Below are 12,602 nucleotides of genomic sequence, written 5' to 3' on the forward strand. Positions count from 1 at the left end.
ACGGCCGCAGCGACGACCTAGTTGCCCTGTCTTGCTTGGACCGGCGATGCGTCCGGATTCGCGGGCAGGTAGTCCGCTGCGTAGGTGACGTCGGCGTCCTTGATCCGCTCCGCGAGGAACCGGTCCCAGGCGGCGAGCTTCGCGTCGTTGTCCAGTTTGCCCTTGATCGCTTCCTTGACCTGGTCGAATGAGACCGGGACCGAGGGGCGCACTTCGCCGATCCGGCCGACGTTCCAGCCCTGCGGTGTCTGCACCGGGCCGAACGCCGCGCCAGCCGGAGCGGCGAACGCCGCCTTCCCATAGGCCTGGTCGAGCTGGGTGGCCTGCACCAGTCCCAGAGAACCGCCCTTGTCCTTGGTGCTTCCGTCGATGGAGAACTGCCCTGCGAGGGCGGCGAAGTCGCCACCGGCGCTCGCCTGCTGCAGGACCTGCTGCGCCGTGGCCTCGTCCGGAACGACGATGTTGGCGACGTCGCGCTGTTCGGGGGTGACCATCTGCGCGCGGTTCTGGTCGAAGTAGCGCTGCGCGTCGGCGTCGCCGGCCGGTTTGACCGACTTCGTCACCTCGCCGAACAGGCGCGCGTTGGCCTGCTGCCGCTTGATCTCGTCGATGACGTTGCGTTCGGAGATGCCGCGCGCGCCGAGCTCCTGGATGAAGGTCTGCCGGTCGGCGTAGCCGGTTTCCTTGATCACCCGCTCCAGCTGATCGCTGGCGGCCTTGTCCGCGATCACGATGCCGTGATCGCGAGCGGCCTTGTCCACCACGTCGCTGACCGCCATCGCCTTGGCCACCGAGCGCTTGAACTCGTCCTGCTTGGCGGGCTCCTTCGGCTGCTGCAAGCCGTAGACGAATTCCATCAGACCAACGCGCTGCCGCAACTGCTCTTCGGTGACCACCACGCCCTGGGCGCGGTAAGCCGCTCCATCCGGGAGCGCTTCGGCCGCGTGCATCACGGCCTTCGTGCCGGATCCACCGAGGATCACCACGAACAGCGCGAGGACGACGCCCGCTCGGTACCCCTTGATCCCGAATGCCGAAGGGCGGCCGAGGTATCCGCTCAGGCGGCCGAGGGCGCCCCGAGTTAGGAAGGCGGGCACGCGGATCTTCATGATGAGACAACCTCCGAGAGCTCGATGTCGGCGCCGCGGACTTCGCCGGCGGCCACCGTTGCGTTCTTCGGCGAAGACGACGGGCTCAGGCGCACTACCGCGAGAGCGGCCAGGTAGGACAACAGGACGGTGACGGCGAGGGTGATGCCGAAGTCGCGGAGCAAGACGATCTTGGACGGGACGAGGGCCAGGTACCCGAGCACCGATGTGGCACAGGCCCACCCGACCACTCGCGTGAGCGGGACTGAGCGACTGCGGTTCTCCTCCGCCAACAGCACGGTGAACTCGCAGGCGGTGACGGTGGCCAGCGAACCGAGCGCGATGGTCAGCGGGCTCAGCGGCTCACCGACCAGCCACAGCCCGGCAACGGTCCACCCCGTCGCCAGAGCGGCGGCCGCCATGGCGCGCCAAGCGTCGCGCCGGCTGCGCAGGCCGAAGAACAGGACCAGCCCGGCCGCCCCGATGCCCACCAGGTTGTCCAGGTACCGGTGCTGCGAGATCAGCTCGTAGGCACGAGCCGCCGACACCGGAAGACCGACTACGTCGACCTGCGTCGCACCAGGCGGAGGTGGCAGAGCGGCGCGCATCTCATCGAGCAGTGCTGTTTGCCTGTCCAGATCCTGGAACTTCAAGCCGAATGTCATGACCGCCTGAGTGCCGTCGGGGCTGAACACCGCACTGGTCAGGTACGGGGGCAGCAGCTGCAAGCCGGCCGCGACCTGCTCGGGGCTCGGTTTGTCGCCCAAGAACTTCAACAGGTCCGGGGCGGTGAGGACCGGCCGTATCTGGTCGCCGTAGCGCGAGACGGTCGCGTCCTGCGCCCGGAACATCCAGTCCAGCGCCTGCGGGCTGCGCACATCTTGGCCGCGCAACACGATGCTGACCTCGCCGGAGGAACCCAGCGTCTGCTCGGCGTAGCGAGCGTGCTCGAGCTCCGGCAGCCCCTGCGCGACGTCCTCGGGGTTCGCCCGCACGTCGAGCGTGGCCAGCGAGGCCCAGCCCAGAACCGCGACTGCGGCCAAGCACCCGAGCGCGCTCCAGCGCACGCCGGGTCGCCGCGGGACAGAAGCCGGCCTGCTCGAAGGCTTCGCCAGCGTCGGTGCGACGCCGAGCCTGCGGCCGATGAGCAAGGTGACCGCAACCGTGAGCAGCACACCCACGCCCAGCGCCAGGCCGAGCTGGCGGACGAACGGCAGGGGCGAGATGGCCAGTGAGCCGAACGCGACCGCGCTGGCCACCGACACGACCAGCACGCGGCGCCGGTCGGCGGAAACTGCCAGGTACAGCGAGAACGAGCTGCCGATGCCCATCAGCAGGGGCAGCAGCGCCACCGCGCCGAAGGAGATGGGGACGCCGGTGAGGCCGAACGCGGCCAGCGTCAGCGCACTGCCGATCAACGCGGCCAGCAGCGGCCACAGCTTCCGGAACAGACTCGAACCGGGAGAGGCCATCAGGAAGCGCAGCAGGATCACGAGAGCGGCCAGCCCGGCCAGCAACGGGATCTCCGCCCTCGCCTCGGCCGTCAGGGCGGAGGTGATGACCGGGACCCCGGTGATGGTGTTGCTGGTCTCCAGTCCGGCGGCACCGACCGCCTCCCGCACCCCGGTGGCCAGACGCTGGGTGGCCGCCTCGTCCATCCCCTCACGAGGGCGGACCAGCACGGCGATGCTGTCCTCCTTCGGCACCACGAAGTGCCACCGCGCCCGGGGTTTGCCGGTCTCGTCGAAGATGACGTTGCGGACGAAGTTCGGGTTCTTGGTCGTGGGAAGTCCGCCGGGCAGGCCGCGGACGAGCAACGTCCCGTAGCGGCGATCGAAGTCGGCGGTGGCGGCATCGCCGGCGGCACGGACCGCCGATTCCGATTCGTGCTTGTTGCGGGCCTCCGCCTCGGCGCGGGCGCGCAGTCCGTCGCGGGTACCACTGAGGCTCGCCAGCAGGTTCTGCGATGAGATGGCAAGCTGGTTCATGACCGTGCCGGGCCCGTAGACCGTGGCCACGTCAGGTACTCGCGACAGCGATCCCTCGAGCTTCATGAGCTTTTCGAGCTGCTTGTCGCCGAGCAGCAGGTGCCCGGGTTTCTCCGACTCCAGCAGGACGACGACGGGGTTCCCGCCGAAGGCCTCCGCGTGTTCCTCCAACCGATCAACGCTGGGGTCGCCTTCCGGGAGGAAGGACTCCACCGTCGTTTCGACCCGCAAGTTCAGCAGTCCCAGCACGGTGCCGCTCGCTACCCCGAGAACCACCAGGGACGCCAACAGCTTTCGCATCGTGTCGGCGCTTCGCCCGGTTCGCGATTCCTCGGCTGGAGACGTGGACCGGCCCAGGAGTGTCCGGACCCGCGCCAGAGGCGCTTTCCAAAGCCGCATCGCTCCAGCCCCATCCCTTCCACGTCGTCGTGCCATTCCTCGTGATGCGGGACACAGTACCTCTGCGCACCCACCAAAAACAACATTGTGAGGCACTCAGTCGCCTATTACGTAGAGCTTTTTGGGTGCCTCTTTGCCGTCATGTCAGAGCGCGAAAAGGAGCTCCATGAGCAGGAACAACGGATGACTTGGCGACCTTCCAGGCCCGACCTGGAAGAGATCGCCACGTCGCCCACGCCCTCATGTAGAGAATCCCGGCGGTCATGAAGGAGGAACCTCCGGGCGGTGGAGTCCTTCGACTCGCACCGACCCGGAGGTCCGTCCACGCTCCCGGATCCGTCTCGCCGTCAGTTCGGCTGAGGGTGGAGCCTGGTGAAATCCGGTCCTTCCGGTGAAACGCTCTGCCCCGGAGCCGGGTAGGGGTTGCTGTTGGTCAGCACCCCGGGCAGCGGCACGGGCACGCCCTTGACGATGCCCTCGTTGCCCAGGTCGGGCAGCAGTCGGAAGTAGTGGATGCCTGCCTCATCGGTGTACTGGAAGATTGAACCGAAGTTCGCGAAGAACGCCCCGAGCTCCGGCCCGTACGGCTTGATGTAGGACAACATCGGGTTGAGGTTGGTCATCGCCGTACGCGCTTGCGGCACGAGGGCGCTGACGTCCTGCGCCGTGACCGGAAGCCGGTCCAGAGTGCCCGGCGCCTGGTGCAGCGTCGAGTTCAGGTCCGGGAGCAGCCCGCGCAGGTCCTCCGTCGTCTGCGGCAGCTGTTGCAGCGACGAGTTCAGGTACGGCGCCGCCGCCTTGAGGTCCGCTGCGACCGGTGCCGCGGACGAGGACAGTTCGTGCAGCTTGCCGGTGGCCGTTTGGGTGCTCGACAGCACCCCGGGCAGGCTCCGTACCGTCGCGGCCAGGTCCTCCTGCTGGCCACTCGTGGCCGAGGTCAGCCGCTGCGCGTTCTCGACCAGCGAGGCGATCTGCCCCTGTCCGGTGTCGAGAGCGTCCAGGACGGTCGTCGTCTGCTGCGCCAGTGTCGTCAGGTCCTTGGACTGGGCCGAGATGGCGTCCACTGCCGTGTAGCCCTGCCGACCGAGCTGACCCAGGCCTGTCATCGCGCCGGCGATGTCCTCCTTCGACCCGGTGGTGCCCTCGCCCGCCGTGCGGATCACGCCCCCGAGCGCTTCCCTGGTCTTGGGGTCAAGGCTGTTAATCACGTCGCGCAGCTGGACGCCCCGCTCGACGCCTTCGGGCGGGATCCGGCTGCCGCTGGGCAGTTCCTTTCCCTTCCCGTCGATGATGTCGATGTAGGACTCCCCTGCCAGGGACTTGGCACCGATCCGGACCTTGGCGCCCTCGTGCAGCGGCGCGGCCTGCTGTTCCAGGCTCACCACGACCTGCGCCTTGCCGTGCGCGCGCTCGACGCTGTCGATCTTGCCGACGTTGACGCCCGCTACCTTCACGTCACCCACCGGGATCGCGTTGTCCACATCGGACGTCTCGAAGGACGCCGTGTAGGACTGCGAGTTCGCCAACGGGTTGGTGACACCCGCTTTGTCCAGCAGGTATCCCATGTACACCATGGACAGGACGAAGAAGGTCCCCAGCACGACGAGCTTGCCCGCAGTGCCTTGGAAAAACCTCATGGGTTGCTCCCGTCACCCGTAGTTCCGCCGTGCTGATCGGGCTGCACCGGCGGAGCCCCGCCCGTGTTGCCACCGTGTGTTCCGGGCAGCACGCCCGCGTCCGGCAGCGGCACCGCGACGTGGCCGCGGATGAACCCGCCGTTGGCATCGGAGAGGCTGAACGCACCGTTGGTGTTGAAGATGAACGCCTGCAGGTCGTTGAGGTAGGACACGACCAGTTCGCTGTTCGGTCCCGCATCGCGCGCCACCGGCTCCAGGTCACCCAGAGCGGTGTGCACGTCGTCGACCATCGGTCGCAGGTCGCGCACCACCGGACCGGCGGCGGAGACGACCGGCCGCGCGGTCTGGACCGTGCGGCCCAGGTTGTCGACCGTGCCGTTGACCTTGCGCAGCACCTCCGGCAGCTGCTCCGACGCCGCGTTGAGGTTGTCCAGCGTCGGGTTCAACTGGCCGGTCAGCCCGTTGACGCCCTTCATCGCGCGCTTGAGCTGTCCGGTGGTCTCCGGCAGTTGCCCAATCGTCGATTCCAGCTCCGCGTTGTGCTCGGACAACGCCGACAGGGTCTGCTCACTGGCGTCCATCAGCTCGGTGAGCCGACCGTCGTTATGACCCACCGCGGCGCTGATCTGCGACAGCGAGGACACCAGCTTGGCGATGTTCTCCCTGCGGGTTCGCAGGTTCTGCAACACCGGCTGGTACTGGACGAGCGTCGCGTCCGTGGCGTTGAGCCCGGCGGGCAGGTGCTGCGGCGCGTTCGCCAGTGCCACGTCGGAGGACGACAGCAGGTTGGTCACCGCCGCCCTGCTCCGCTCGTCGAGGTGGTTGAGCACCTCGTCGGGCTGCACCGGACGCTCGGTCTGAGTCGCGGGGATGACCCCGTTCGGCGGCAAGGCCGGGGCCGGCGGCCCACCCGGGTTGAGTTCCACGTACATCTCGTTGAGGGGGTTGGTCGGACGCAGCACCATGCGGGCGTTCCGGTACACCTGATACCCGGGCTCCAACGAGAGGGTCAGCTTCGCCCGGCCACCTTCCGAAACCTCGCTGCGGGTGATCTGCCCGACTTCAACTCCCGCGATGCGCACCTTCGGCTGCTGCCCAGGGTTGACCGCCGGAACCTGCTCGAATTCGGCCGCGACCTCGTACCGCTCCTGCCACGGCGGGATGAACCGCTGGTTGGCCAGGATCATCGATGCGCTGACCAAGCCGCACACGATCACCACCGCGAGCGCGAGGAGATTTCGTCCCAGGCCGGGAACGGTTCGGATGCGCTCCCAAACCCGGCTGAGCGAGAACTTCTTGTCCACCGTCCGCTCCTAATTCCCTGAGGTCTGGGGCGCGCCGGAGGTCGGCCCGCCCGGGAGGGGGAGGAACTGGTCCTTCCCAGGTGCGGTCGCCGGCGACCGCGAGAAGTCGTCTCCCGCGTTGTCCGGCGGTGGCAGGACCTCGATCCCGCCCGGCAGCAGCCCGAGCGACTGCAGGAACTGCGCCGTACCGGGGTTCTTTCCGCCCACCGAGGACACGCCCGCACCGAGACCGAGGCCGAGCATCCGGCCGTTCTTGTTGCCGTACTTCGACAGGTTCGCGGTGTGCGCCGCCAGGTAACCGACTTCCTCGTAGAGCTTGTGCCCGGTACCGCCGTTGCCCTCGTAGGCGCCGGTGCCCTTCCACGGCGACAACACGGCCTGAGCAATCGGTCCGTTGATCCGGTCCAGGACTGGACCGTTCACGAGGTTGAGCGTCGAGGTCGCCTTCTGCGCTGTGGGTACCAGCTGTCCGACCAGAGGCTGCACGTCGTGCAGCAGCGGGCGGAGCTCGTTGACCATCGGCCTTGCCTCACGAATCACGGGATCGGCCTTGGCCAGCAGCGGGCCCAGTTCCTGCGCGGCAGGCCTGGCATTGCCCGCCGTGGCGGTCAACCGGTCCAGGCTGCCGTGCAGCGCGTCGAGACCGCTGCGAGTGGCCGACAAGGTCTGGGGCAGGCTGTCGATCGACTCCGCCAGAGGGCGTTGCGACCGCGCGAGCGTTGAGCTGACGTCACCGAGCGAATCGATCGTGTACCGAGCTGCCCATCTCGCCGGGTCAGCGCCGCAGCGACCGTGTTGAGGTCCGGCACGATCCCGTAGAGGTCCTGGTCCGGGTTCGTCCCGCGGGCGCTGTGCAGCACCTCGCCCGCCGGGTTGAGCGTCTGCGGCGCGTGCTCGAGCAGGTTGCCCAGGCTCTCGCCGGCGCCCGCCTTCAGCGAATCATCCGTCAGGCGAGTCGTGTTCTGAATGCTCTCCTGCGCACGCCCGGGAATCGCAGCGAGGATCTTGTCCAGTTCGCTGGGCACGCTGGTGCGCTGCACGGGGATTCGATCGCCGGAGAACTTCTCGCGCTCACCGCCGGGTTTGAGCTCCACGTAGTAGTTGCCACCGAGCAGGGTCGTCGGCCGGATGATGGCCGACGGTGCGCTGCCCAGCTTGCCCGGGTTGTCGCCCCAGAGCTTCATGGACACGATGGTCTTGTCGCCCTCGGCCTTGTCCACGTCGGTCACCGTCCCGACGACGACACCGGCGATCTTCACGTCCGACTTCGCCGGGATCACCCGGTAGGCCCTGCTGAACTCCGCCTGGACCTCCTCGCCGGACGACAGCGCGGTGCTGATCCGCTCTTTCTGGTACACGGCCAGCAGCACAGCGATCACGACCGCCAGCAGGACCGCTCCGATGACGACCGGCGAGCCGAACCTCGGCTTCCGCCTCTTCGACGACATCACTGGCCACCTCCGCTGATCGCACTCGGCAGCAGGCCGATGCGCTGACGATCGACTTCACCGGGCGCCGGATAGGGGTCCTGCCCCTGCACCGGATCCTTGAGAACTCCACCGTCCACGATGGACGACGGAGTGGCCGCGACACCGACGCGCGCGCCGTGCACGCCCGGTGCGACGGAGGTGGAGACCATGCTCTCGATCCTCCGGAAGAAGTTGACGACCTCGGTGCTGTAGTTCGACAGGATGTTCACCGGCAGTGCGGCATCGGTCAGCCCGCGCGACACCGGCTGCACCAGCGGACGCGCGTCCGCCACCGTCCGGGTCAGATCCGCGACCGCGGGTTCGGCCTTCTCCGCCACGCCCGGAACCATGTTCATCGGCGCCGTGCCCTCACGGAGCACGCCGCGCAGATCGGGTGTCGCCGCGCCCAGCGCCTTGGCGCCCGGGCGGACGTCCGACACCGCCGAGCGCAGGTCGGCCAACGGCTCGTCGAGCGAGTCGAGGCCGGCTCGGGCCTCGTGCAGCGTCGCGGGCAGCACCTCGATGCTGTCCTGCAGCGGTGCTCCGTCATCAGGGTTCAGGGCTTTGGCCGTGTCTCCGGTTTCACGCACCAGATCGGCCAGCTGCTGCTCCCGTCCGTTGAGCGAGCCCGCCAGCTGATCCGCCCGATCGAGCAGTGCCGGCAGGTCCGTCTCCTGCGAGCTCAGCGCTCCTGCGGTGTTGCCGAGGCCGTTGAGGATCCCGGGGGCGTGCTCAACGAGGTCGTGCAGGTCCTGCCCGTGGCCCGCCGCCCCACCACCGACCTCTCGGAGGGTGCTGGTCAGCGCATCGCGCGTCGACGGGTCGAGAACGTCCAGGACGGTGTCGAGGTCGGCCGAATTCACGTTGTGCTCGGCAGCGATGGGCTGGTCGCCCAGCGGCCCTGTCGCCTCGTGGCCGCGGTCGATCTCCACGACCTTCTTCGCCAGTGCGGACTGGTCCCAGACCTCGGCCTTGGCGTCCTTGTACACAGGCACGTTGCCGTCCAGTTCCAAGGTCGCCACGGCGTGGCCGTTCTCGTAGGTCAGCGCGGCGACTCGCCCGACCCGCGAGCTGTTCTCACGAACGTCGTTGCCCACCTTCAGCGAGGCCCCGACCTGGTCGAATTCCGCGCGGACCGTGGTCACCGGGGCGCCGGGCACCCCAGAACTGGCCGTCACGCCCAGGAGTACCACGCCTCCCAGGACGGCGAGGCCACCCAGTCCGGCGACGAACGACCGCGTCGTCGATTGCGACACCGCTGTCATCAGCGACCTCCAAGCAGTTGGTCAACCAGGGCCGTTTCCTGCGACTGGTCGAGTCCCGTCGCGCTGCCGTCACCGTTCGCAGTGGGCCCACCGGTGAGTCCTGGCACGCTCGGCAGCCCCGGAAGTGGCGGAGGCACACCCGGAACACCCGGAATCGGAACCTGCGGCACCGGTGCGGGCGTGGGCGGTCCGGGTGGGCCGACGCCCACACCGGGGTACTGCAGGATGCTCTGCGGGGTCGTCACGACGAACGCGCGGAAGTAGTTACTCAGACCGTCACGTCCATTAGTGGACATCGCCCAGTACTTGATGAAGTCAAGCGCCGTGCTCATCGCAGGCGTGAGGTCACCGACCAGCCTGTGCGCGGACTCGCCCACGACCGGGAGTTGGTCCGCACCCGGCCGGAGATCCCGGACTGCGGGTGCCGCCTGGTCGAGCAAGCCCTTCGCCTTGTCCAGCACCGGCGGCAGCGAACCCAGCGCCGGGTCCGCGGCGTCGGCGAACGCGTCGAGCTCGCTGGTGATCTGGGTGAGGTTGTCGGTCACCGGCCGGACGTCCCGCAGCACCGGCGTGCCGGCCTCGGCGACGCCGGACACCTCGGAGAGCACCTGGTTGGCCTTCTGCAGGGTTCCCGGCAGCTGCACCAGCGAGTCCTTCATCGCCTGCCGCTGGGACGCCACTGAGGCCAGCAGTTGCTTGCCCTGCTCCACCGCCTGATCGAGGTTGCCACCGTTGCGCTCGGCCAGGGCCTGGGCCACCGGGCTGGTGCGATCCACCAGCTGCCCGAGGACCGCGTTCTGCTGTTCGAGCACGGCACCGAGCTCGCGGGTGTTTTGCATGGCCGGTGCGAGCGCCTTGAGCGCTTCGTCAACATTGGCGCCCTGCCCGGCGGTTCCCTCGCCCAGCGTCGTCACCAGCGCGGCGAGCGCGGTGCTGGAGGGGTCGTCGAGCGAGTTGAGCACCTCGTCGAGGTCCACCGCACGGGTCGTCCGCTGCGAGTGGATGACCAGCGGTTCCTGCATCTCCGGTGCGTTATCCGAGCCCCGGCTGAGGTCGATGAAGCGCTCGCCGAGCAGCGTGACCGGCCGGATCTTCGCGCTGGCGTCGCTGTGCAACGGCAGCACCGACGGGTCCAACCGCATCTTCACCGCGGCCTGTCCGTCTTGCAGCTCGACCGATTCGATCTGGCCGACCTCCACGCCGGACAGCCGAACGAGGTTGCCCGGGATCAGCGGGCTGGCGTCCGGAAACATCACGGTCAGCGAGACGTCGTCGTCATCGCCGGTTCCCGCCGCGGTGAACCCGGTGGCGACCACGGCCGCCACCGCCGCGAGCGAAAGCCCGACCTTCAGTCCTGCACTTCTCACAATGCTCATCGCGGTGCACTCCCATTCGCGTCGACCCACGCTTGGCCCGAGGCCATGCCCGGGGCCGGTCGCGAGTTCGGTCCGCCCTTGAGCCCTACTGCGGCACCCGGGTTGTCGTCGAGCACGTTCGTCCCGACCTGCACCAGCCCGTGGAAGTAGTGCCCCTGCGAGTCGTAGTTCGCGAACGCCGCGGACCAGTTGCTCAGCCAGCCCATGAGGTCCGGGGTGTAGGGCCGCAGGAATTGAACGGCCGGGTTGAGCTGGGTAAGCGCGTTGTCCACACCGGGGACCGTCGTGTGCGCGCTGTCCAGCAGCGCCGGCGTGTGCTGCAGCAGGTCGTCGGCCGCGTTGAGCGTCGGCCGCAGATCCTTGATCGCAGGCCGCAGGTCCGTCAGCAACGGGCTCAGGTTCTGCGACACCGAGGTCAGTTGCTGAGTCGCAGGCCGCAGATCTCGCAGCAGCGGGGCTGCCTCGTCGACCGCAGCGGGAACGCCGTCCATGGTCCGCTTCGCGGAGTCCAGTGTGGATGGCAGTTCACTCAGCGCGCGCTTGAGCTGCTCCTGCTCCGAGGACATGGCTCCGGTGGCGCTGTTGAGATCGCGCACGATCTTCTCGAGCTCGGTTCGCCGGGCCGCCACCGGTTCCATCATCGTCTTCAGGTTGCGGATCAGGCTCTGGATCGCCGGCCCGTCCTGCCCGACCGCCTTGAGGATCTCCCCGAGCTCCTGAACGGCGGGGCCCGCCGAGTCCAGAGTGCCGCGCAGGTCCTGCGGATGCGCCTTGAGCTGCTGGTCCAGCTGCTGCAGCGTGGAGTTCAGGTGTTGCCGGGTGGGCTCGTCGAGCGCGGCCAGGACCTGGTCCAGCTCGACCTGCTCGGAACCAGCCTTCATCAGGCTGCCGGAGGGGATCTCCGGGTTGCCCTCCGGCCCCGGGATCAGCCGGACGACCCGTTCGCCGAGGAGCCCGCGCCACTCCACCTGTGCCTTGCTGCCGGAGTGCAGCGGTGCGTGGTCCCCGTCGACCGAGACCGTGACCAGGGCCTGGTTGTCACGGGCCTCCAAACCCGTCACGCTCCCGACGGAAGTCCCGTCGACCTCGACCCGAGAACCTTCCAGGACGTTCGCCGCGTTGGGCATGACCAGCTGCAGTTCGTATTCGTCGTTCTCGACCGCCCAGGCCGTCCCGCCGACAACGGCGGTCACCACGGCCGCGAGCGCGACCAGCTTCCCCGCTCGAAACATCTCAGTCCATTCCTAGTGGGCCGACCGAATCTCCGGCGAGGAACTGCCGCACGAACGGATCGCTGGAGTTGAACGCCTCTTCCGCCGGGCCGTAGTAGACGACGCGGCCCTGCCAGATCAGTCCGACGTAGTCGCTCACCTTCTTCGCCGTCCTGATGTCGTGCGTGACGACGACGTAGGTACCGCGGTCCTCTTCATGGATCTTGAGGATCACATCGTTGAGCAGGCTGGTGCGCACCGGATCCAGGCCGGAGTCGGGCTCGTCGAAGAGCACGATTTCCGGGTTCATCACCAATGCCCGGGCGAACCCCGCTCGCTTCTTCATGCCGCCCGAGATCTCGTTCGGCGCCTTCTTCTCGGCCGCCTCAAGACCAACTTCCTTGAGCCGGTAGTTGACGATCTCGCGGATCTCGGCCTCGGACTTGTCGGTGTGCTTGCGAAGCGGGAACGCCACGTTGTCGTAGACGTTCATGGAGCCGAAGAGGGCACCGTCCTGGAACAGAACGCCGAACCGCTTCCGCAGCTGCGCCCGTTCCCGCTCCGCAATCCCCCAGATGTCCTGGCCGAACACGTTCACCGTGCCGGAATCCGGTTCCAGCAGTCCCACCATGTGCTTGAGCAGGACGCTCTTACCGGTACCCGACGGCCCGAGGATCGTGGTGATCGCCCGGGGCTTGAAGTTCAGGCTCAGTCCGTTCATCACCTGGAAGGACCCGAAGGACTTGTACAGGTTGTGCACTGAGGCGGTGTGCCCGTCGCCGTTGGCCTCGGGGGCGCTCACCGCCGACGGCATGACTTCGGTGTCATGGGCATCCATTGTGGGCTCCTCAACTCAACGACGTTG

10 protein-coding genes are annotated in these 12,602 nt (G+C 68.1%); all 10 read right to left on the minus strand.

The features are described 5' to 3' along the window. Positions 1-17: 17 nt before the first annotated feature. The 10 genes from REH65_RS08000 to REH65_RS08045 all read right to left on the minus strand — a co-directional run bounded on the left by REH65_RS08000 (position 18) and on the right by REH65_RS08045 (position 12,551). Positions 18-1,109 (minus strand): peptidyl-prolyl cis-trans isomerase, encoded by a 1,092-nt coding sequence (locus REH65_RS08000; RefSeq protein WP_406691924.1) that lies wholly within the window; start codon positions 1,107-1,109, stop codon positions 18-20. Continuing rightward, positions 1,106-3,376, minus strand: a complete 2,271-nt coding sequence (locus tag REH65_RS08005) for an RND transporter (protein ID WP_406691925.1) — start codon at positions 3,374-3,376, stop codon at positions 1,106-1,108. The genes REH65_RS08000 and REH65_RS08005 overlap by 4 nt, the downstream gene beginning before the upstream one ends. A gap of 446 nt (positions 3,377-3,822) precedes the next feature. Further along, a complete protein-coding gene (locus REH65_RS08010) occupies positions 3,823-5,112 on the minus strand; it encodes an MlaD family protein (protein WP_406691926.1) in 1,290 nt (429 codons plus the stop codon). Next, positions 5,109-6,416 carry an MlaD family protein gene (locus REH65_RS08015; RefSeq protein ID WP_406691927.1) on the minus strand — a complete coding sequence of 436 codons (1,308 nt, stop codon included), beginning with the start codon at positions 6,414-6,416 and terminating at the stop codon, positions 5,109-5,111. The genes REH65_RS08010 and REH65_RS08015 overlap by 4 nt, the downstream gene beginning before the upstream one ends. 9 nt (positions 6,417-6,425) lie before the next feature. Then, the gene (locus REH65_RS08020; protein WP_406691928.1) at positions 6,426-7,079 is read right to left on the minus strand and encodes a hypothetical protein; all 654 of its coding nucleotides are present in this window, start codon (positions 7,077-7,079) and stop codon (positions 6,426-6,428) included. Continuing rightward, the gene (locus REH65_RS08025) at positions 7,025-7,864 is read right to left on the minus strand and encodes an MlaD family protein (RefSeq protein ID WP_406691929.1); all 840 of its coding nucleotides are present in this window, start codon (positions 7,862-7,864) and stop codon (positions 7,025-7,027) included. Before REH65_RS08025 ends, REH65_RS08020 begins: the two co-directional genes overlap by 55 nt. Then, positions 7,864-9,150 (minus strand): MlaD family protein, encoded by a 1,287-nt coding sequence (locus tag REH65_RS08030; protein ID WP_406691930.1) that lies wholly within the window; start codon positions 9,148-9,150, stop codon positions 7,864-7,866. The genes REH65_RS08025 and REH65_RS08030 overlap by 1 nt, the downstream gene beginning before the upstream one ends. Then, positions 9,150-10,526 carry an MlaD family protein gene (locus tag REH65_RS08035; protein WP_406691931.1) on the minus strand — a complete coding sequence of 459 codons (1,377 nt, stop codon included), beginning with the start codon at positions 10,524-10,526 and terminating at the stop codon, positions 9,150-9,152. Before REH65_RS08035 ends, REH65_RS08030 begins: the two co-directional genes overlap by 1 nt. Further along, positions 10,523-11,758, minus strand: a complete 1,236-nt coding sequence (locus REH65_RS08040; RefSeq protein WP_406691932.1) for an MlaD family protein — start codon at positions 11,756-11,758, stop codon at positions 10,523-10,525. Before REH65_RS08040 ends, REH65_RS08035 begins: the two co-directional genes overlap by 4 nt. Before the next feature lies 1 nt (position 11,759). Then, complete coding sequence (locus REH65_RS08045) at positions 11,760-12,551, minus strand: ABC transporter ATP-binding protein (RefSeq protein WP_406693119.1); 792 nt, start codon at positions 12,549-12,551, stop codon at positions 11,760-11,762. Positions 12,552-12,602: the final 51 nt, after the last annotated feature.

The organism is Saccharopolyspora sp. ID03-671 (genome assembly GCF_045278815.1).
GTDB classification, from domain to species: Bacteria; Actinomycetota; Actinomycetes; order Mycobacteriales; family Pseudonocardiaceae; genus Saccharopolyspora; species Saccharopolyspora ipomoeae.

Excerpts from the sequence above, each read along its gene's own strand:
- REH65_RS08035 (WP_406691931.1), bottom strand. The coding sequence starts at position 10,526 with ATGAGCATTGTGAGAAGTGCAGGACTGAAGGTCGGGCTTTCGCTCGCG.
- REH65_RS08040 (WP_406691932.1), bottom strand. The coding sequence starts at position 11,758 with ATGTTTCGAGCGGGGAAGCTGGTCGCGCTCGCGGCCGTGGTGACCGCC.
- REH65_RS08030 (WP_406691930.1), bottom strand. The coding sequence starts at position 9,150 with ATGACAGCGGTGTCGCAATCGACGACGCGGTCGTTCGTCGCCGGACTG.
- REH65_RS08045 (WP_406693119.1), bottom strand. The coding sequence starts at position 12,551 with ATGCCGTCGGCGGTGAGCGCCCCCGAGGCCAACGGCGACGGGCACACC.
- REH65_RS08025 (WP_406691929.1), bottom strand. The coding sequence starts at position 7,864 with ATGTCGTCGAAGAGGCGGAAGCCGAGGTTCGGCTCGCCGGTCGTCATC.
- REH65_RS08000 (WP_406691924.1), bottom strand. The coding sequence starts at position 1,109 with ATGAAGATCCGCGTGCCCGCCTTCCTAACTCGGGGCGCCCTCGGCCGC.
- REH65_RS08010 (WP_406691926.1), bottom strand. The coding sequence starts at position 5,112 with ATGAGGTTTTTCCAAGGCACTGCGGGCAAGCTCGTCGTGCTGGGGACC.
- REH65_RS08005 (WP_406691925.1), bottom strand. The coding sequence starts at position 3,376 with ATGCGAAAGCTGTTGGCGTCCCTGGTGGTTCTCGGGGTAGCGAGCGGC.